We start from the raw sequence: 17,423 nt of genomic DNA, 5'->3' as shown, positions 1-17,423 counted from the left end.
ACCCCTCATCCATGGGTTCGAAGGGGCCACTGCCCCTTCGCGGGAGGGTGCAGGGAGGGCAGCGCCCTCCCTGCAAAGCCACCCGCGCCGCCCGCATCCATCCTCATCCTGCTAGGGGTTTCGACATGGCTCAGGTTTCGGTCCGCAAGGTGGTCAAGGCCTATGAGGGCAATGTCCAGGCGGTGAAGGGCATTGATCTCGAGATTGCGGATCATGAGTTCGTCGTTTTGGTGGGGCCTTCGGGCTGTGGGAAGTCCACGACCTTGCGGATGATCGCGGGGTTGGAGGAGATCACCTCGGGCGAGATCGCGATCGGTGGCACGGTGGTGAATGACATTCCGCCGCGCGACCGGGATATTGCGATGGTGTTCCAGAATTATGCGCTGTATCCGCATATGTCGGTCTACGAGAACATGGCCTTTGGTCTGACTTTGCGGAAGTTCGCGAAGGAGGAGATCGCCAAGCGCGTGAACAATGCGGCGCGGATTCTGGATATCGAGGCCTTGTTGCAGCGCAAGCCGAAGGCCTTGTCGGGCGGGCAGCGGCAGCGCGTGGCGATGGGGCGGGCCATCGTGCGCGATCCAAAGGTGTTCTTGTTCGATGAGCCCTTGTCGAACCTGGATGCCAAGCTGCGCGTGCAGATGCGGACCGAGATCAAGAAGGTGCATCAGACGGTGCGCACCACCACGGTCTATGTGACGCATGACCAGGTGGAGGCGATGACGCTGGCGGACCGCGTGGTGGTGATGAATCACGGCGTGATCGAGCAGGTGGGGCCGCCACAGGAATTGTATCATCATCCGAAGACGCGCTTCGTCGCGGGCTTCATCGGCAGCCCGGCGATGAATTTCTTCCCGGCGACGGTGGAGAATGGGTCGGGCGCGCTGCGGCTGAACCTGCCGAACGGCATCGTGCTGCCGGTGCCGGCGGATCGCACGGCGCGCTACCAGGCCGCGGCGGGGCGGGAGGTGTTGTTCGGCATCCGGCCGGAGCACCTGACGGAGCCCAAGAACCTCGACCGCGACAATATCGCGGTCTTCGAGGTGACGCCGGAGGTGATCGAGCCGATGGGCATGGAAACGCTGGTGCATTTCTGGATGCAGGGTGCCGAGATCTGCGCTCGCATCGACCCGACGACGCCGGCGGAGCCAGGCCGGCCCATGCAGCTGGCGGCGGACCTCAACCACATGCATCTGATCGACCCCGTCAGCGGGTTGGTGCTGTAGGTTCACGGCGGCGCGGGCCGGGCCTAGACTGGCGGCAGGAAACACAGCCGAGAGACAGCATGGCCGCGCAATATGTGACCGTACCCGCCCCCGCGCTCGAAGACGTGGTGACGAAGATCTTTGGCGCCGCGGGCTGCGACGGCGCGGAGGCCACGCGCATCAGCACGCATCTGCTGGGCGCCAATCTGGCGGGGCATGACAGCCACGGCGTGGCGCGGGTGCCGCGCTATGTGGAGTGGCTGGAGGCCGGCTTCGTGCTGAAGGGCCAGACGGCGGAGGTTGTCACCGATGGCGGCTGCTTCGCGCTGCTCGACGGAAAATTCGGCTTCGGCCAGACGGTGGCGCCGCAGGCGGTGGAACTCGGCATCGCGCGGGCGCTGCAGCATGGCATTGCCGTGGTCGGGCTGCGCAATGCGGGGCATATCGGCCGGGTCGGCGAGTATTCGGAGAAGGCGATCGCGGCCGGGCTGATCTCGGTGCATTTCGTGAATGTCGCGGGCAGCGTGCTGGTGGCGCCCTTCGGGGGCGTGGAGCGGCGGTTCTCCACGGCGCCCTTCAGTGTCGGCGTGCCGCTGCCGGGCCGGCCGCTGATCCTGGATTTCGCCACTTCGCTGGTGGCGGAGGGCAAGGTGCTGGTGGCCTCCAACGGCGGCAAGGAATTGCCGCATGATGCGCTGATCGAGCCGGATGGCCGGCTTTCCGCGGATCCGCACACGCTCTACGGCGACTATCCGCAGATCGGGCCGCGCAATCCGTCCAACGGCAAGGGCGCGATCCGCGCCTTCGGCGAGCACAAGGGCAGCGGGCTTGCCTTTATGTGCGAGATGCTGGCCGGCGCCCTGACCGGCGGCGGCACATCGGGCCCGGTGGAGGCGCGCGGCCGCATCGCCAATGGCATGCTGAGCTTCTACGTCTCGCCCAGGCATTTCGGGACGCAGGCGGAGTTCGAGGCGACGGGCCGTGCCTATGTCGACTGGGTGATGGAGACGGCGCCGGCCGATCCGGCCAGCCCGGTCCTGGCGCCCGGGGACAAGGAGGCGCAGACCCGCGCCGATCGGCTGGCGCATGGCGTGCCGCTGCAGCCGGATACCTGGGAGAGCATCCTGCAGGTGGCGCGGCGGCTGGGCGTGCCGACGAACGGGTAGTTTTGCCCGCGGGCGACAGAGGTGCGATAGCGGGCCATGGACCTCATGACCCGCGTGTTGATCCGGATGGCGCAGTGGCTGCGCCATCCGCCCTCCCGCCGCACCGTCTGGATCATCATCGTGGTGCTGGTGGTGGCCGCGGCGCTGGTGCTGGTGGAGAAGTTCATCGGCTGGCCGGACTGGGCCACCACCAACCGCGTGCCGATCCGGCGCATGTAGGGGCGGCTACAGCAGCTCCATCTGCCGCGCCGGGGCCTTGGGCGCACGGAACTGGCTGCAGTCCAGCGACCCGCGCATGGTCTTGCGCCCGTCCAGCCCGTAGCGGCGCAGCGCCATGCGGAAGCGCTGGGCCAGCAGCTCCGCATAGGGGCCGGTGCCGGTCTGGCGCTGGCCAAAGCGGGCGTCATACAGGCGCCCGCCCCGCGTCTCCCGCACCAGGGCCAGCACACGCGCGGCGCGGTCCGGATGGTGCTGGTTGAGCCAGGCCTCGAACATGGCCTTGATCTCCAGCGGCAGGCGCAGCAGCACATAGCCAGCATGGCTGGCGCCGGCGCTGGCGGCGGCTTCCAGGATGCGCTCCATCTCCATGTCGTTCAGCGCCGGGATCATCGGTGCGGCCAGCACGCCGACCGGAATGCCGGCGCGCGCCAGCTCCGTCACTGCCGCCAGGCGCTTCAGCGGATTGGCGGCACGAGGCTCCATGACGCGGGCCAGCTTCATGTCGAGCGTGGTGACCGAGAGGCAGACATGCACCAGGTTGCGCTCCGCCAGCCGCGTCAGGATGTCGAGGTCGCGCGTCACCAGCGCGCCCTTGGTGACGATGGTGACCGGGTGGCCGAAACGCTCCAGCACCTCCAGCACCCGCCGCGTGATGCCCAGCGTGCGTTCCACCGGCTGGTAGGGGTCAGTATTCGCCCCCAGCGCCACCGGCCGCGCTTCATAGCCCGGTTTGGAGAGTTCCTTCTCCAGCAGCTCCGGCAGGTTCGGCTTGAACATCAGCTTGGTTTCGAAATCGAGCCCCGGCGACATGCCGACATAGGCATGGGCGGGTCGCGCATAGCAGTAGACGCAGCCGTGCTCGCAGCCGCGATAGGGGTTCAGCGACCGGTCGAAGCCGAGGTCGGGGCTGTCGTTCCAGGACAGGGCGCTGCGCGCATGGTCCTGCGTCAGCGTGGTGGCCAGCGGCGGCAGGGCTGCGAAATCCGCGTCCAGCGTGCCCCAGCCATCGTCGTAGAGTTCGGAATGGCTGGATTCGTAGCGGACGCCCGGATTGGTGACGGCGCCCCGGCCCTTGCGGGCCAGGGAGGGCATCGTGGTAGCTCCTCCGTAACCTGCTCCATCCGGCATCGCCCGATCCTCAATTCCTGGTTTGTTCTCATGCATCTCAAGCCATCTTGCGGCAGATCGTCAAGAACAAAATGCGAATAAGGGGGCTCTCGGTGGTGATTCCCGCCCTCGACGCGGCCGCCAGCCTGCCCGGCACCCTGGCGGCTCTCGGCGGGGCGGCGGCGGAGGTTCTGGTGGTCGATGGCGGCAGCACGGATCGCACGGCGCAGGCCGCCGCCGGCGCGCGTGTCATCGCCGCACCGCGCGGCCGCGGCAGCCAGCTGGCCGCCGGCATCGCGGCCGCCCAGAACCCCTGGCTGCTGCTGCTGCATGCGGATACGCGCCTGGCCCCGGGCTGGGCGGAGGCGGTGGCCCGCGCCATGGCCGAGCCCGGCCGCGCCCACTATTTCCGCTTCGCCCTGGACGACGACAGCCCCCCGGCGCGCCGGCTGGAGCGCGCCGTCGCCTGGCGCTGCCGGGTGCTCGGCCTGCCCTATGGCGACCAGGGGCTGCTGATCCATCGCGACCTCCTCGCCGAGGTCGGCGGGATGCGCCCGCTGCCGCTGATGGAGGATGTGGACCTCATCCGCCGCCTCGGCCGTGCCAGGCTGCGCGCCCTTCCGGTGGCGGCGGTGACCAGCGCCGAGCGCTGGCGGCGGGATGGCTGGCTGGCCCGTTCCGCACGCAACCTGACCTGCCTTGGCCTCTTCACCCTCGGCGTCCCGCCCCGCATCATCGCGCGGATCTATGCGGGAAGGCCACGCGGATGAGGGGGGATACGCTGCTGGTCTTCGCCCGGGCGCCGCGGCTCGGCACGCTGAAGCGCCGGCTCGCGCGCGGCATCGGCGCCATGGCGACGCTGCGCTTCTATCGCGGCCAGCTCGCCGCGCTGCTCGGCGCCGTGGCGCGCGATCGGCGCTGGACCACGCAGATCGTGGTAACCCCCGATCGCGCCCGCGCCCGCTGGCCACGCCGCGTGCCGGTGCGGCCGCAGGGGCAGGGCGACCTCGGCCAGCGCATGGCCCGCGCCATGGCGCCGCATCGCCGCGTGGTGCTGGTGGGCAGCGACATCCCCGGCATCCGCGCCGCCGATATCGCCGCCGCCTTCCGCGCGCTCGGCCGCGTCCAGGCGGTCTTCGGCCCGGCGGTCGACGGCGGCTACTGGCTGGTCGGCATGGGCCCGCGCCGCCCCCAAGGACCCTTTGCGAGGGTGCGCTGGTCCACCCGCCACGCGCTGGCCGATACGCTGGCCAATTTCGCCGGTCGTCCCGTCGCCCTGCTGCGGCCCCTGCGGGATGTCGACACGGCCAAGGACCTCATCGCCCTCAGGATGCGCGCCGCATGACCAACCCCGACTGGAGCAGGACCAGCGCCGACTATGCCCGGCATCGCCAGGGATTCCCGGACGGGTTCTATGACCTTCTGACGCAGCACGCCCTGCTGCGCCCCGGCATCGCCGCGCTCGACCTCGGCACCGGCACCGGCACTTTGGCGCGAGGCATGGCGGCGCGCGGGGCCAGCGTGCTGGGGCTCGATCCCGCCCCGGGCCAGGTGGCCGCCGCCAGCCGCCTAGCCGTGGAACAGGGGCTTGCCGAGCATGCCCGCTTCGCCGAGGGCCTGGCGGAACGCACGGACCAGCCGGCCGGGCATTATGATCTCGTCACCGCCGGCCAGTCCTGGCACTGGTTCGACCGCGGCCTGGCGGCGGCGGAGGCGCGGCGCGTGCTGAAGCCGGGCGGCGCGCTGGTGATCTGCCACTTCGACTGGATCCCGCTGCCCGGCAATGTGGCGCATGCGACCGAATGGCTGATCGAGGCGCATAACCCGCATTGGCGCATGGGCCGCGGCACCGGCTTCTACCCGGCCTGGGCCACGGACCTGGCCTTGGCCGGTTTCCGCGACATTGCCTTCGCCGGCTTCGACCACGAAGCACTCTACAGCCGGGCGGATTGGCGTGGCCGCATCCGCGCCTCGGCCGGCGTGGGCGGCGCGCTGGACAGCACGGCGGTGGCGCGCTTTGACGCCGAACTCGCCGCCATGCTGGACGCCCGCTTCCCCGCGGACCCGCTTGTGGTGCCGCACCGCGTCTTTGCGATCTGGGGCCGGGCTTAACCCCGTGGCAAGGCCTTGCGGCGCAGGCTTGCGCCCAAACAGGAGGCACCGTCCATGCCCGACAGCGACCCCAGCCGGCCCGATGCGGCGCGCGAGATCCGGCAATCCATCGCGCGCCACCTGGCAGAGTTGCACCGCCTGCACCTGGCGCTCGCCGCCGACAGCCGCAGCCTGAAGTCCCTCACCACCGAGGGCCGTGCCCTGGCCGAGATCGAGATCGCGGCCGAGATGCTGGAGCACTACATGGCCGCCACCGCCACCTTCCTGGAGAATATGCGCGGCCGCTTCGAGAACCGGCTCGGCCTGCTGCGGCGCGGCGATCCGGTGGGCGCGGATGCGGCGCCGGGGCAGGGGCCGGTGGGGCATGGCCCCTTCTGGTACGCCTTCTCCCGCCTCTGCGTCGCGCTGCGGCAGGCGGAACGGCGGGCCAGCTGAGGCTTCAGCTGTAGCCGCGGTGCTCGGGCTCGGCAGCCTCCCGCCGCGCCGCCTCCTGCGCCGCCTGGTCCACCGGCTGAGTCCTGCCCTCGCTGCCCTGGCTCGGGTCCGCCGGGGCATTCTCGGCGGGTTCGAAGTCGAAGTCGCCGTGATGCGACTGCCAGCTCTGCACCGTCAGCAACCGGGCGCCATCGCGGCTTTCGTGCGGGCCATGCAAAATGCCGGCGGCATGCGTCAGGCAGGTGCCGACGGCCACCTCCTGCCCGGCCTCCATAGGTCGCCCTCGAGCAAAAAGTGCATCTCGGCGCCGGCCTGGTGGCGATGCGCCGGAATCCGCCCGCCGGCCGGGATATGCACGATCGTGGTCACCACCCCGGCCGCCGCATCCTCGTTCAGCACCTGGATCCGGAAGCTGCCGCCCGTCGCGCCCGGTATGACGAAGGGCATCGGTTCCACCTCGTCCGCCGCCACCTGCAAGCTCGGCATGATCGTCGTTCCCTCTGTCCAGCCAGCCGAACGCGGTGCGCGCGCCACCGGTTGCCCGGCTGCGGTGATGGATTCCCCCGCGGCCCCAAAGGCTCTATGGCTGGGCCATGCCGGATTACAGCCTCGAATCGGAAGCGGGTGGCCGCGTCGCGGGCGTGGACGAGGCTGGGCGCGGGCCGCTGGCCGGCCCGGTGCTGGCCGCCGCCGTGGTCTTCGCGGGCCCGCCCTGCGGCGCGCTCGCGGCGCTGCTGGATGACAGCAAGAAGCTGAACGCCGCCCGCCGCGACCTGGCCTTCGCCGCGCTGGTCGAGGCCGCGCGGCTGGGCCAGCTGGACTACGCCGTGGCCGCCGCCAGCGTGGCGGAGATCGCCCGCCTCAATATCCTGCGCGCCAGCCACCTCGCCATGGCCCGCGCCCTGTGGCGGCTGCGCGCGCCCTGCGACCTGGCGCTGATCGACGGCAATATGGCCCCGGCTCTGCCCGGCTGCGTCCCGCGCCTCGGCTTCCGCTGCGTGGTGGGGGGCGATGCGCTGAGCCTGTCCATCGCCGCCGCCTCCATCCTCGCCAAGGTCACGCGCGACCGCGCCATGGCCCGGCTGGATCGCCGCTTCCCGGCCTGGGGCTTTGGGCGCCACCAGGGCTATGCCACGCCGGAGCACCGGGACTGCCTGGCCCGCCTCGGCCCCACGCCGCATCACCGTCGCGGCTTCGCCCCGGTGGACCAGGCCTGGCTGCCCATGCTGGCGGCGCAGCCGCAGCTTGCCGGGGCGGCGGCATAGGGCATTCCAAAGGTTTTCCGGCGGCTCGGTTGACGGCGCGACTCCGCGCCGCGCATCTTGCCGCTGCGACTCGGGGGACCATGGCGAAACGATGGGGACAGGACTCGACCTGCCGCTGGACGAGGTGCTGGTCGGCGACTGCATCGCGACGCTGAAGCGCCTGCCGCCGGCCTCGGTGCATATGATCTTCGCCGACCCGCCCTACAACCTTCAGTTGAAGGGGGAACTGCGGCGGCCGGATGACAGCGTGGTGGATGGCGTCGACGATGCCTGGGACCAGTTCGCCAGCTTCGCGGCCTATGATGCCTTCACCCGCGAATGGATGACGGAATGCCGCCGCGTGCTGCGCAAGGACGGCACCATGTGGGTGATCGGCAGCTACCACAACGTCTTCCGCCTGGGCGCCACCATGCAGGACCTGGGCTATTGGATCCTGAACGACGTGGTCTGGCGCAAGGCCAACCCCATGCCGAACTTCCGGGGCCGCCGCTTCACCAATGCGCATGAGACGATGATCTGGGCGGCGCGCGGGCCGGAATCCCGCTACCGCTTCAACTACGCCGCCATGAAGTCGCTGAACGACGACGTGCAGATGCGCAGCGACTGGTATTTTCCGCTCTGCACCGGTGGGGAACGCCTGCGCGGGGAGGACGGCGCCAAGCTGCACCCCACCCAGAAGCCGGAGGCGCTGCTGCACCGCGTGCTGCTGGCCTGCACCATGGCGGGGGAGGTGGTGCTGGACCCCTTCTCCGGCACCGGCACCACGGCCGCCGCCGCGAAGCGCCTCGGCCGCCGCTATATCGGCATCGAGCGTGACCCGGTCTATGCCGCGGCCTCCGAGGCCCGGCTGAAGCTGGTGGAGCCGATGGATGAGGGTGTGGCGCTGGCCCTGCCCGGCAAGCGGGAACAGCCGCGGATTGCCTTCGGCGTGCTGGTGGAGCGCGGCCTGGTGCCGGCCGGCAGCACGCTGGTGGACCGCAACCGCCGCTGGCGCGCCACGGTGGGCGCGGATGCCACGCTGCGCTGCGGCGCCGCCACGGGCTCCATCCACAAGGTGGGGGCGGAGCTGCAGGCGGCGCCGTCCTGCAATGGCTGGACCTTCTGGCATGTGGAGACCCGCGACGGCCGGCTGCGGCTGATCGACGAGTTCCGGCAGGAAATCGTGGCCCAGGGGGGCTGAACGCCCCCCCGGGGCGAAGGCGTCAGCGCCGCGCCAGGGCCCGCAGCAGCGCCAGCGCCAGCGCCGTCTTCACCAGCGTGCCCGGCACGAACATCAGGAAGCCCGCCTCGAAGGCGCGCGCCAGGCCGACATAGCCGGAAAGCCAGGCGACGCCGGGCACGAACAGAAGCAGATGCGCCGCCAGCAGCACCACCGCCTGGCGCGCAAAACCCTGGCCGCGGGCGAAGCCGGCCAGCCAGGCGGCCAGCGCGAAGCCCAGCAGGTAGCCGCCGGTCGGCCCGATCAGCGCCGCCGGCCCGGCCGCGCCATTGGCGAAGACCGGCAGGCCCATGGCGCCCTGCGCCAGATAGGCCAGCACGGCCGCAAGCCCGGCCGCCGGGCCACCGAGCGCGCCCAGCAGCAGTACCGCCAGGCTCTGCAGCGTGGCCGGCACCGGCCACATCGGCAGGCTGACCTGGGCCGAGGCCGCCAGCAGCCAGGAGCCGAGCAGCGCGATGCCGGCCAGGCGCAGGGTCGGGCGGGCGGTGGTCAGGGCGAGGGCCATGGCGGGTCTCCGTGCAAATGAGCGCCCGGTGTGGCGCCGCCCCGGGCGGCTGTCCAGGCCTTCCGGCGTCGCCGCCTCAGCCTTCCGGCCGGACCGCCAACCGCCCCCGGCTGGCGCGCAGCTCCGCCACCGTGGCGTCATAGGCGGCCAGGCGGTCCGGCCCCGCCGGATGGCTGTCGAACAGCCCCGTCTCCCGCCGCCGGGACAGGCGGGCCATGGTCAGCAGCATGCCGCGCGCCGCATCCAGGTCGTAGCCGGCGCGGTAGAGGATCAGCGCGCCCAGCCGGTCGGCCTCGCTCTCCTGCCCCCGGCTGAACAGCAGCTGGCCGAGCCGCCCGCCGGAATCGCCCGCGCCCTCGATGCTGCGGCGATTCGTCGTGGGGCTGGCGCGGCTGCCGGCCGCGGCGCCCACCACCACCGCCACCGCCATGACGGCGGAGGCGATGCCGGCGCCGACAGCGTGGTTGGTGGCACCCTGCGCCACATGGTCGGCCGCGTGATGCGCCAGCTCATGCGCCATCACCAGCGCCACCTGGTCATCATTCGCCGCATAGTCCAGCACGCCGCGCTGGATCACGACGCGTCCGTCCAGCCCGGCCGCCGCATTCAGGGAGGTGGCGCGCGAGGCGCGGATGAACCAGTCGCAGCGGTTGCGGCCGATCTCCTCGCAGATCGCGAGCGCCGGCGGATTCAGCCGGCGCGCGATGCGGTCCAGCGTTGCGCTGACCTCGCCGGGGGCGAGGATGCGGCGCGGGGTCGCGGTGGCCCGCGCCACCTCCGCCCGCGCCTGCTCCAGCGCCTCGGCCTCCGGCCTGGGGCTTGGCCGCAGCGCGCCGGCGCAGCCGCAGAGGCCGGCCGCCAGCCCTGCCAGCACGCCTTGGCAGACCCATCTCCTTCCCTGCATCGCCCCTACCTCGGATCGAGAAGGCCAGGGTGACATGCGCGCAGGGGTTGATTCAAGCGCCGATCGAAACGATCACCCGGCCCGGATCGCGGTGAGGAAGCCCGACACCTGCTGGCGCAGCGCATCCGCCTGCCGCGACAGGCCGGCGGAGGCATCGCGCAGCCCGCCGGTGGCGGCGGCGGTCGCTTCCGCGCCCTCCATCACCTCGGCCGTCTGGCGCGTCACCTGGTCCGTGCCGGCGGCGGCTTCCGCCACGGCGCGGCCGATCTCCTGCGTGGCGGAGGATTGCTCCTCGGCCGCCGCGGCGACCTGGGTGGCGATATTGGCAAGCTCCTCGATGGTCTGTCCGATGCCGCGGATGGCCTGCACCGCGCGGGAGGTCTCTGCCTGCATGGCGCCGATCTGCGCGCCGATCTGCTCGGTGGCCTTGGCGGTCTGCGAGGCGAGCGCCTTCACCTCCCCGGCCACCACCGCAAAGCCCTTGCCGGCCTCGCCGGCCCGGGCGGCCTCGATGGTCGCGTTCAGCGCCAGCAGGTTGGTCTGGCCGGCGATGGACTGGATCAGGCCCACCACGTCGCCGATCCGCGTCGCCACCTCGGTCAGCCCGCCCATGGCGGCATCGGTCTGGCGCGCATCGACTGCCGCGCGCTGGGCGATGCGGGCGCTGTCGGCCACCTGGCGCGCCACCTCGGCGATGGAACTCGCGAGCTCCTCGGCCGAGGTCGCGACGGTCTGCACATTGCCCGCCGCCGCGCCGGCGGCCATGGCCATGCCTTCGGCCTGGCTGCGCGCCAGGCTGGCGGCCTGGCCGAGCCGGTCCGCCGTGGCATCCAGCGGCGCGGCGGCGCCGGCCACCGCCTCCAGCACCGTCGCCACCTCCGTCTCGAAGCGGCGCACCAGCTGCTGCGTCGCCTCGGCGCGCTGCATCTTCTCCGCCTGTTCGGCGGCCGCCTGGGCCGCCATCTGGCGCGCGGTCTCGGCATTCCGGCGCAGCACCTCGACGGCGCCGGCCATGGTGCCGATCTCGTCGCGGCGGCCCTGGCAGGGCACGGCGACGGCATTGTCGCCCTGCGCCAGCGCCTGCACGGTGCCGGTCAGCTGCACCACCGGCGACACCACCCGCCGCACCAGCACCACGCTGAGCGCCGCCAGCAGCAGGCCGGCGAGGCCGGTCAGCAGGCCTTCCAGCGCCAGCGTCGCGGTGGCCTCCTGCTCCTGCGCCGTGGCCATGGCGGCGGCTTCCTCCAGCGCCGCGTCGCGCACCACCAGCAGGATCTGCAGCGCCGGGGTGGCGAAGGCGGTGAAGGTGTCGCTGTCCATCGGATAGGTGCCGCCGACGCGGCCGGCGGCGACCAGCGCCTCGATCTTCGTCATGGCCTCGCCGAAGAAGCGGCGGTCCACATCCTCCACCGCCGCGGCCAGGCGCGGCGGATTGCCCAGCAGCCCGGCCAGCAGCCGCAGCTGCCGCCAGTTGTTCTCCAGCACGCGCATGGAGCCGGCGATGATCTCGAGCTGCGCCGGCGTCAGGGCGCGGGCATTGCCGCGGGCGGTGGCGATGACGGTGATCATCCGGCTGCCGGCATCGCGCAGGTCCCAGCTGAGCCTGGCCACCAGCATCGGCATTTCCAGCCCGCCGCCGAGGCTGGCGATGCCGCGATGGGCGCCGTCCAGTGCCGCGGTGACCTGGTCGAGCAGCGCGTTATAGACCTGCAGCGGCCGGGCGCGCACATCCGCGGCGCGGTCGGCGATCGGCAGCACCGCGGCGGCGCGCGTCGGGCCGCGCAGCGCGGCCAGGCGCGCGGCCATGGCCTCGACCTCCCGCAGCTGTGCCTCCATCGCGGGCTGGGCGGCCTGCCGCAGCCCGGACAGCGCCTGGGCCAGGGCGGCATCCGTCGCCTGCTCCAGCGTGGTCAGCCGGCCCAGCAGCGCGGCATCCGCGGGGGTGGTGGAATTCATCCGGATCACCCAGTTGCCGCGCTCGATGGCCATGGCCTCGGTCAGGCGCAGCAGGCTGGCGGAGGCCCCGGTCAGCGCCGTGGCCTCGATCGCGGCGGCGCGGCGCTGCCACTGGCCGAAGGCCAGCGTGCCACCGACCGCGGCGCCGACGGCGGCGATGCCCAGCATGGCGAGGGTGAACAGGGTCTTGATGCGCATCTGCGTCCCGGACAATCGAATTCGGGACGATCCTACCGGGCCAGGTCTTTCCGCGGGCTGAATGCGCTCAGCCTGGATCCCAGAGGTCCAGCAGGCGGTGCATGACGCTGGGCATGGCCGCACGGGCGGCGCCGGCCTCCATCCAGGCGTAGCCGGGCAGTTCGGTCGCGGCCGGCAGGTCGGCCGCCAGCAGCGTCATGCGCAGCTCGAAATGGGTGAAGCCGTGCCGCGCCTCCCCGGCCAGGCGCCGCCAGGTGGGGACGGGGAGGGGGGCATGCGCCAGGGCCTTCGCCTCCACCCAGGCTTCGGCGCGCCAGGGCGTGCCGGGAATTTCGAGCATGCCGCCCAGCAGCCCCTTTTCCGGCCGGCGGCGCACCAGGATCTGGCCGGCCGGATCGACCAGCAGGAAATGCGTGCCATGGCGCGTCGGCCGGGCGGCCTTCGGCGTCTTGCGGGGCAGCTCCGCCTGCACGCCCGCCGCCTGGGCGGCGCAGCCTTCGCGCCAGGGGCACAGCGCGCAGGCCGGGTTGCGCGGCGTGCAGATGGTGGCGCCGAGGTCGAACAGCGCCTGGGCGAAATCCCCCGGCCGGGCGCGGGCCGCCGCGGCCTGCATCCAGCCCTGGGCGAGCGAGGCCAGCTGCTTCTTCGCCGCCGGCAGCGGCGTTTCCACCCGGAAGACGCGGGCGGCGACGCGCTCCACATTGCCATCCGCCGGCACCACCGGCGCCCCGAAGGCGATCGCCGCCACCGCCGCCGCGGTATAGGGGCCGATGCCCGGAATCGCGCGCAGCCCTTCCTCCGTCTCCGGAAAGCCCTGCGCGGCCAGCGCCTTGGCGCCCGCATGCAGGTTGCGCGCACGGGCGTAGTAGCCGAGGCCGGCCCATTCCTCCGCCACCTCCTCCCACCCCGCCGCGGCCAGCGCCTGCACATCGGGGAATCGGGCGAGGAATCGTGTATAGCGGGGGCCGACGGCGGCCACCGTGGTCTGCTGCAGCATCACCTCGGAGAGCCAGACCCGGTAGGGGTCGGGCCGGCCGGCGGTGACGCGCCAGGGCAGGACCCGGCGATGCCGGTCATACCAGGCCAGCAGCAGCGCAGGGTCGGGGGCGGAAGGAGGGGTCACTTATGGCGCAGGATGGCGATCACCGGCGATTCCCGACAGCCCCCCTGCCGCTTTCGGCGCTGATTCCCCGCCTGACCCGCCCGGCCTTCCGCAAGCGCAGCCCGGCCGGCGCCCAGCTGATGGCGGACTGGGCGGATATCGTGGGCCCCGCCCTGGCCGCCACCACCCAGCCGCTGCGCGTTACCGCCGGCACGCTGACGATCGCCTGCTCCGGCCCCGTGGCCATGGAATTGCAGCACCTGGCGCCGGAGCTGATCGGCCGGATCAATGCGCATTTCGGACGGGTCGCGGTGGAGCGGCTGCGCTTCGTGCAGCAGGCGCCCCCCGGCGCGGCCCGCGCCGCGCCGCGCCCCCGGCCGGTGGAACTGCCCGCCCCCGTGACCGCCCGGCTGGCCGAGCTGCCGGCGGGCGAATTGCGCGATGCACTGGCAAAGCTGGCCCTCGGCGTCTATCGAAAGCGCTGAACCTGACCTTCGGGGAGCCTGCCTAGATGCTCGACCGCCGTTCCGTCCTGACCCTCGCCGCCGGCCTGGCCCCGGGCCTCGCCTTCGCGCAGGGCGCAGCCCCCGCGGCGCCGACCCCGCCGCCGCTGGCCGCCGACGATCCCCGCATGACCGAGCGCAGCGTCGGCCGCGCCGATGCGCCGGTGACGGTCATCGAGTACTTCTCCCTCACCTGCGGCCATTGCGCCGCCTTCCACCGCGAGACCTGGCCGAAGGTGAAGTCGGACCTAGTCGAGACCGGCCGGATGCGCATGGTCTATCGCGACTTCCCGCTGGATGGGCTGGCGCTGGCCGCCGCCGCGGTCGCCCGCAGCCTGCCGGTGGAGCGCTACGAGCCCTTCATCTCCACCCTGCTCAATACCCAGGACCGCTGGGCCTTCGCCCGCGGCGGCGACCCGCGGGAGGAACTGTTCAAGGTGGCCGCGCTGGCCGGCATGTCCCGCCCGAAATACGACGAGGTGCTGGCCGACCAGGCTTTGGCGCGCGCCATCCTGGCCGCCCGGGTCGCCGGGCAGCAGGAGCACAATGTCTCCGCCACGCCGACCTTCGTCTTCGGCAATCGCCCGGTCTCCGGCAACCTCGCCTTCCCGCGCTTCGCCGCGCTGGTCGCCGAGACGCGCTGATCCATGGAGGCGGTGCCGGCACCCGAGACGGGCGAGACCCCGGAGGAGCCGGCCAAGGGGGAGTCGCGCAGCGAGGCCCAGGCCGAGGCCGCGCGCCATGCGCGGCTGACCCGGCTGCGCATCGCCGGCTTCAAGTCCTTCGCCGAACCCACGGTGGTGGAGGTGATGCCGGGGCTGACCGGCATCGTCGGCCCGAATGGCTGCGGCAAGTCCAATGTCGTGGAAGCCCTGCGCTGGGCGATGGGCGAGACCAATGCCCGGGCCATGCGCGGCGGCGAGATGGACGACATCATTTTTGCGGGCACCTCCACCCGCCCCGGCCGCAACCTGGCCGAGGTGACGCTGGTGCTGGAGGAGGCGGCCGGCCTGGCGCCGCCGCCGAATGCCGAAGCCACCGACCTTGAAATCTCGCGAAAAATCGCGCGCGGGGAGGGCAGTTCCTTCCGGGTGAACGGCCGCGAACTGCGCGCGCGCGACGTGCAGACCATGTTCGCCGATATCGGCTCCGGCGCGCGCTCCTCCGCCATGGTCAGCCAGGGCCGCGTCGCCGCCCTGATCTCGGCCAGGCCAGAGGAACGCCGCGCGGTGCTGGAGGAGGCCGCCGGCATCGCCGGCCTGCGCGCCCGCAAGCACGAGGCCGAACTCAAGCTGCGCCAGGCCGAGAACAATCTGGGCCGCGCCGAGGACCTGATCGGCCAGATGGAGGCCGGGCGGCAGAACCTGCAACGCCAGGCCCGCCAGGCTGCCCGCTACCGCAATCTTTCGGGCCTGGTGCGCGAGGCGGAGGTGGAGTGGCTTTCCATTCTCCGAGCTCGCGCCCAGGGCGCGCTGGCGACCGCGCGCGAGGCCTTCGCCGCCGCGCGGCACGCCACCTCCCAGGCCGAGGCCGCCGCCGAGGCCGCCGCCCGCCGCGCCTTCGCCGCCGAACAGGGCCTGCCCGGACCCCGCGCGGCCGAGGGAGCCGCCCGCACCGCTTTGGAACGCCGTCGCGTGGAGGCCGAGACGCTCGGCGCCGAGGAAGCCCGGGCCCGCGAAGCCCTGGCTGGCGCCGAGGCCCGCCACGCCGCCCTGGCGCGCGACCTGCAGCACGCCGCCGGCGTCGAGGCCGATGCCGATACCGCCGAGGCCCGCCTCCAGGCCGAGGCCGACGAACTTTCTCGAATTTCCGCCGAGCTTCCCGGACGCAGCGCGGATGCGGAGCGCGCGGAGGCGGAGGCAACGGCCGCCGTGGCTGCGGCCGCGGAGGCCGCCGATCGCGCCACGGAAGCCGCCGCCGAGGCCGCCGCTCAGGCCAATGCCCTGGCCACCGCCGAGGCCGAAGCCCGCGGCCGCGCCGACCGGCTGGCCCAGCAGTTTGCCAAGATTGCCGCGGACCATGCCGCCGCCGAGCGCGCCGTCGTGCCGGAAGCGGCGCTGGTGGAGGCCGCGGGGCGCAGCGGCACGGCGGAGTCTGCCCTGGCCGAGGCCGAGGCCGCGCTCTCCGCCGCCGAGGCCGCGCGCGGCGGCGCCCAGGCGGCGCATGAGGCGGCGCGGCGCCAGGCCGCGGAGGCCGAGGCCACCGAATCCCGTGCCAGCGCCGAACTGCAGGCGGCCGAGACCGCCGTCCGCCGGGGCACCGAGCAGCACAGCCGCCTCGCCGCCGAACGCGACGCCGCGCGCGCCGGCGCCGTGCCGGAAGCGGAAATGGCGGCCGCCCGGGCCGAGGCGACCGCCGCCGCCGCCGCACTGACGGAAGCCCGCGCCGCGCTGGAGACGGCGGAGAAGGCCCGCACCGCCGCCCAGTCCCGCCACGAGGCCGCCCGCGCCGCGGCCAGCGAGGCCGAAGCTTTGCGCGCCCGCGCGGCGGCGGAGGCTGCGGCGCTGGCAGAGGTGCTGCGGGCCCGCGAAGTGGGTGGCGGCGGGGAGGCGGTGCTGGACCGCATCGGCGTGCCCCCAGGGCTCGAAGCCGCCCTCGGCGCCGCGATGGGGGAGGGGCTGGACGCCGCGCTGGACCCGGAGGCGCCGCGCCATTGGCGCGCCCTGCCGCCGCTCGACCCCATGCCCGCCCTGCCGCCCGGCGCCACGCCGCTGGCCCGGCTGGTGGAGGCGCCGGATGCGCTCTCCCGCGCCTTGTCGCAGATCGGCCTGCTGCCGAAGGGCGCGGATGGCGCCGCGCTCCAGAAACTGCTGAAGCCCGGCCAGGCGCTGGTGACCGAGGAGGGCGCGGTTTGGCGCTGGGATGGCCAGGGCCTGCTGCCCGGCATCCCCACCCCCGGCGCCGTCCGCCTCGCCCAGCGCAATGCCCTGCGGGCGGCCAGCGCGCGGCTGGACAGTGCCGAGGCCGCGGCCGGCGCCGCCAGCACCGCGCGCAGCCAGGCCGCGGCGGCGGAGCAGGAAGCGCGCGGCGCCGAGGCGCGGCATCGCGAACAGCGCAGCCAGGCCGAGCGCCGCCAGGGCGCGGCGCAGGCGGCGCTGGACAGGCTGGTGGCGCGCGACCAGCAGGCGCAGCAGCGCCTCGCTGCCCTGGCGCCGCAGCTCGCCCGGCTGGAGCAGGAGATGCAGGCGGCGACGGCGGCGCTGGAGGCTGCGCGCATCGCCCGCGCCGCAGCCCCCGATGCCGCCGTTGCCCGCCAGTCCCGCAGCGCCGCCGCGGCGGAGGAATTGTCGGCAACCCGCGCCGAATCCGCCGCGCGCGAAGCCCGCCGCGCCGCCGAACAGCGGTTGACCGCCGCGCGCGATGCCGCCCGCGCCCTCGCCGCCCGCGCGGCGGAGGCCGCGGCCCGGCTGGCCGCGCTGACCCCCGAACTCGCCCGCATCACCGCTGAGCGCGACGCCGCGGCCGCCGCATTGGCAAAAGCCCAGGCCGCCCGCGCCGCCGCCCCGGACCTCGCCGCGCTGCGCGCC

At 73.2% G+C, this 17,423-nt stretch carries 19 protein-coding genes; 12 read left to right on the top strand and 7 right to left on the bottom strand.

Translation table 11 applies throughout. The features are described 5' to 3' along the window. The first annotated feature begins 125 nt into the window (after nucleotides 1-125). From ACTIF1_RS26140 to ACTIF1_RS26130, 3 genes are read left to right on the top strand one after another with little or no spacing between them, the layout of a single operon-like run. A complete protein-coding gene (locus ACTIF1_RS26140) occupies nucleotides 126-1,226 on the top strand; it encodes an ABC transporter ATP-binding protein (protein WP_439599405.1) in 1,101 nt (366 codons plus the stop codon). A gap of 59 nt (nucleotides 1,227-1,285) precedes the next feature. After that, nucleotides 1,286-2,371 (top strand): malate/lactate/ureidoglycolate dehydrogenase, encoded by a 1,086-nt coding sequence (locus ACTIF1_RS26135; RefSeq protein ID WP_439599404.1) that lies wholly within the window; start codon nucleotides 1,286-1,288, stop codon nucleotides 2,369-2,371. A gap of 36 nt (nucleotides 2,372-2,407) precedes the next feature. Next, nucleotides 2,408-2,590, top strand: a complete 183-nt coding sequence (locus ACTIF1_RS26130; protein ID WP_439599403.1) for a hypothetical protein — start codon at nucleotides 2,408-2,410, stop codon at nucleotides 2,588-2,590. A gap of 6 nt (nucleotides 2,591-2,596) precedes the next feature. Here ACTIF1_RS26130 and ACTIF1_RS26125 read toward each other — a convergent pair whose 3' ends face one another. Continuing rightward, complete coding sequence (locus ACTIF1_RS26125) at nucleotides 2,597-3,682, bottom strand: PA0069 family radical SAM protein (protein ID WP_439599402.1); 1,086 nt, start codon at nucleotides 3,680-3,682, stop codon at nucleotides 2,597-2,599. A gap of 128 nt (nucleotides 3,683-3,810) precedes the next feature. Here ACTIF1_RS26125 and ACTIF1_RS26120 point away from each other — a divergent pair, with 128 nt between their 5' ends. Genes ACTIF1_RS26120 through ACTIF1_RS26105 form a run of 4 tightly spaced genes read left to right on the top strand, consistent with a single transcriptional unit; the run spans nucleotide 3,811 to nucleotide 6,244 of the window. Then, nucleotides 3,811-4,467 carry a TIGR04283 family arsenosugar biosynthesis glycosyltransferase gene (locus tag ACTIF1_RS26120; RefSeq protein ID WP_439599401.1) on the top strand — a complete coding sequence of 219 codons (657 nt, stop codon included), beginning with the start codon at nucleotides 3,811-3,813 and terminating at the stop codon, nucleotides 4,465-4,467. Continuing rightward, complete coding sequence (locus ACTIF1_RS26115; RefSeq protein ID WP_439599400.1) at nucleotides 4,464-5,042, top strand: TIGR04282 family arsenosugar biosynthesis glycosyltransferase; 579 nt, start codon at nucleotides 4,464-4,466, stop codon at nucleotides 5,040-5,042. Before ACTIF1_RS26120 ends, ACTIF1_RS26115 begins: the two co-directional genes overlap by 4 nt. Next, complete coding sequence (locus tag ACTIF1_RS26110) at nucleotides 5,039-5,809, top strand: class I SAM-dependent methyltransferase (protein WP_439599399.1); 771 nt, start codon at nucleotides 5,039-5,041, stop codon at nucleotides 5,807-5,809. The genes ACTIF1_RS26115 and ACTIF1_RS26110 overlap by 4 nt, the downstream gene beginning before the upstream one ends. Nucleotides 5,810-5,863: 54 nt before the next feature. After that, complete coding sequence (locus ACTIF1_RS26105; RefSeq protein ID WP_439599398.1) at nucleotides 5,864-6,244, top strand: hypothetical protein; 381 nt, start codon at nucleotides 5,864-5,866, stop codon at nucleotides 6,242-6,244. 4 nt (nucleotides 6,245-6,248) lie between these two features. Here ACTIF1_RS26105 and ACTIF1_RS26100 read toward each other — a convergent pair whose 3' ends face one another. Next, nucleotides 6,249-6,500: a hypothetical protein gene (locus tag ACTIF1_RS26100; RefSeq protein WP_439599397.1), complete on the bottom strand. Its 252-nt coding sequence runs from the start codon at nucleotides 6,498-6,500 to the stop codon at nucleotides 6,249-6,251. Continuing rightward, nucleotides 6,479-6,730, bottom strand: coding sequence for a cupin domain-containing protein (locus ACTIF1_RS26095; protein ID WP_439599396.1), 252 nt, complete (start codon nucleotides 6,728-6,730; stop codon nucleotides 6,479-6,481). Before ACTIF1_RS26095 ends, ACTIF1_RS26100 begins: the two co-directional genes overlap by 22 nt. A 107-nt stretch (nucleotides 6,731-6,837) precedes the next feature. Here ACTIF1_RS26095 and ACTIF1_RS26090 point away from each other — a divergent pair, with 107 nt between their 5' ends. Together ACTIF1_RS26090 and ACTIF1_RS26085 are read left to right on the top strand one after the other, a co-directional pair. Then, on the top strand, nucleotides 6,838-7,509 hold the full coding sequence (locus ACTIF1_RS26090; protein ID WP_439599395.1) for a ribonuclease HII: 672 nt from the start codon (nucleotides 6,838-6,840) through the stop codon (nucleotides 7,507-7,509). A 91-nt stretch (nucleotides 7,510-7,600) separates the two neighbouring features. Next, entirely contained in the window at nucleotides 7,601-8,689 is a 1,089-nt protein-coding gene (locus ACTIF1_RS26085) for a site-specific DNA-methyltransferase (RefSeq protein ID WP_439599394.1), read from the top strand. Between the two features lie 22 nt (nucleotides 8,690-8,711). On the opposite strand, the gene ACTIF1_RS26080 is transcribed toward ACTIF1_RS26085, so the two are convergent. The 4 genes from ACTIF1_RS26080 to ACTIF1_RS26065 form a co-directional block, all read right to left on the bottom strand. Beyond that, nucleotides 8,712-9,233, bottom strand: a complete 522-nt coding sequence (locus tag ACTIF1_RS26080; RefSeq protein WP_439599393.1) for a biotin transporter BioY — start codon at nucleotides 9,231-9,233, stop codon at nucleotides 8,712-8,714. 76 nt (nucleotides 9,234-9,309) lie between these two features. Continuing rightward, on the bottom strand, nucleotides 9,310-10,137 hold the full coding sequence (locus ACTIF1_RS26075; protein WP_439599392.1) for a M48 family metallopeptidase: 828 nt from the start codon (nucleotides 10,135-10,137) through the stop codon (nucleotides 9,310-9,312). Nucleotides 10,138-10,209: 72 nt separating this feature from the next. After that, nucleotides 10,210-12,291: a methyl-accepting chemotaxis protein gene (locus ACTIF1_RS26070; RefSeq protein WP_439599391.1), complete on the bottom strand. Its 2,082-nt coding sequence runs from the start codon at nucleotides 12,289-12,291 to the stop codon at nucleotides 10,210-10,212. Nucleotides 12,292-12,358: 67 nt separating this feature from the next. Next, nucleotides 12,359-13,414, bottom strand: coding sequence for an A/G-specific adenine glycosylase (locus tag ACTIF1_RS26065; protein ID WP_439599390.1), 1,056 nt, complete (start codon nucleotides 13,412-13,414; stop codon nucleotides 12,359-12,361). 2 nt (nucleotides 13,415-13,416) lie between these two features. Here ACTIF1_RS26065 and ACTIF1_RS26060 point away from each other — a divergent pair, with 2 nt between their 5' ends. The 3 genes from ACTIF1_RS26060 to ACTIF1_RS26050 all read left to right on the top strand — a co-directional run. Beyond that, a complete protein-coding gene (locus tag ACTIF1_RS26060) occupies nucleotides 13,417-13,878 on the top strand; it encodes a DUF721 domain-containing protein (RefSeq protein WP_439599389.1) in 462 nt (153 codons plus the stop codon). A 26-nt stretch (nucleotides 13,879-13,904) separates the two neighbouring features. After that, nucleotides 13,905-14,540: a thioredoxin domain-containing protein gene (locus ACTIF1_RS26055; protein WP_439599388.1), complete on the top strand. Its 636-nt coding sequence runs from the start codon at nucleotides 13,905-13,907 to the stop codon at nucleotides 14,538-14,540. A 3-nt stretch (nucleotides 14,541-14,543) separates the two neighbouring features. Next, nucleotides 14,544-17,423: AAA family ATPase (locus tag ACTIF1_RS26050; RefSeq protein WP_439599387.1), on the top strand; the 2,880-nt coding region annotated here is incomplete at its 3' end.

Origin of the sequence: Falsiroseomonas sp. (assembly GCF_051860665.1) — a bacterium.
Classification (GTDB): Bacteria; Pseudomonadota; Alphaproteobacteria; order Acetobacterales; family Acetobacteraceae; genus Falsiroseomonas.
This window is presented reverse-complemented; position numbering and strand designations above follow the sequence as displayed.

Bases quoted from the DNA above. Each gene is read 5' to 3' on its own strand.
- ACTIF1_RS26140 (WP_439599405.1), top strand. From the start codon at position 126: ATGGCTCAGGTTTCGGTCCGCAAGGTGGTCAAGGCCTATGAGGGCAAT.
- ACTIF1_RS26135 (WP_439599404.1), top strand. From the start codon at position 1,286: ATGGCCGCGCAATATGTGACCGTACCCGCCCCCGCGCTCGAAGACGTG.
- ACTIF1_RS26130 (WP_439599403.1), top strand. From the start codon at position 2,408: ATGGACCTCATGACCCGCGTGTTGATCCGGATGGCGCAGTGGCTGCGC.
- ACTIF1_RS26125 (WP_439599402.1), bottom strand. From the start codon at position 3,682: ATGCCCTCCCTGGCCCGCAAGGGCCGGGGCGCCGTCACCAATCCGGGC.
- ACTIF1_RS26115 (WP_439599400.1), top strand. From the start codon at position 4,464: ATGAGGGGGGATACGCTGCTGGTCTTCGCCCGGGCGCCGCGGCTCGGC.
- ACTIF1_RS26110 (WP_439599399.1), top strand. From the start codon at position 5,039: ATGACCAACCCCGACTGGAGCAGGACCAGCGCCGACTATGCCCGGCAT.
- ACTIF1_RS26105 (WP_439599398.1), top strand. From the start codon at position 5,864: ATGCCCGACAGCGACCCCAGCCGGCCCGATGCGGCGCGCGAGATCCGG.
- ACTIF1_RS26095 (WP_439599396.1), bottom strand. From the start codon at position 6,730: ATGCCGAGCTTGCAGGTGGCGGCGGACGAGGTGGAACCGATGCCCTTC.
- ACTIF1_RS26090 (WP_439599395.1), top strand. From the start codon at position 6,838: ATGCCGGATTACAGCCTCGAATCGGAAGCGGGTGGCCGCGTCGCGGGC.
- ACTIF1_RS26085 (WP_439599394.1), top strand. From the start codon at position 7,601: ATGGGGACAGGACTCGACCTGCCGCTGGACGAGGTGCTGGTCGGCGAC.
- ACTIF1_RS26080 (WP_439599393.1), bottom strand. From the start codon at position 9,233: ATGGCCCTCGCCCTGACCACCGCCCGCCCGACCCTGCGCCTGGCCGGC.
- ACTIF1_RS26075 (WP_439599392.1), bottom strand. From the start codon at position 10,137: ATGCAGGGAAGGAGATGGGTCTGCCAAGGCGTGCTGGCAGGGCTGGCG.
- ACTIF1_RS26070 (WP_439599391.1), bottom strand. From the start codon at position 12,291: ATGCGCATCAAGACCCTGTTCACCCTCGCCATGCTGGGCATCGCCGCC.
- ACTIF1_RS26060 (WP_439599389.1), top strand. From the start codon at position 13,417: ATGGCGCAGGATGGCGATCACCGGCGATTCCCGACAGCCCCCCTGCCG.
- ACTIF1_RS26055 (WP_439599388.1), top strand. From the start codon at position 13,905: ATGCTCGACCGCCGTTCCGTCCTGACCCTCGCCGCCGGCCTGGCCCCG.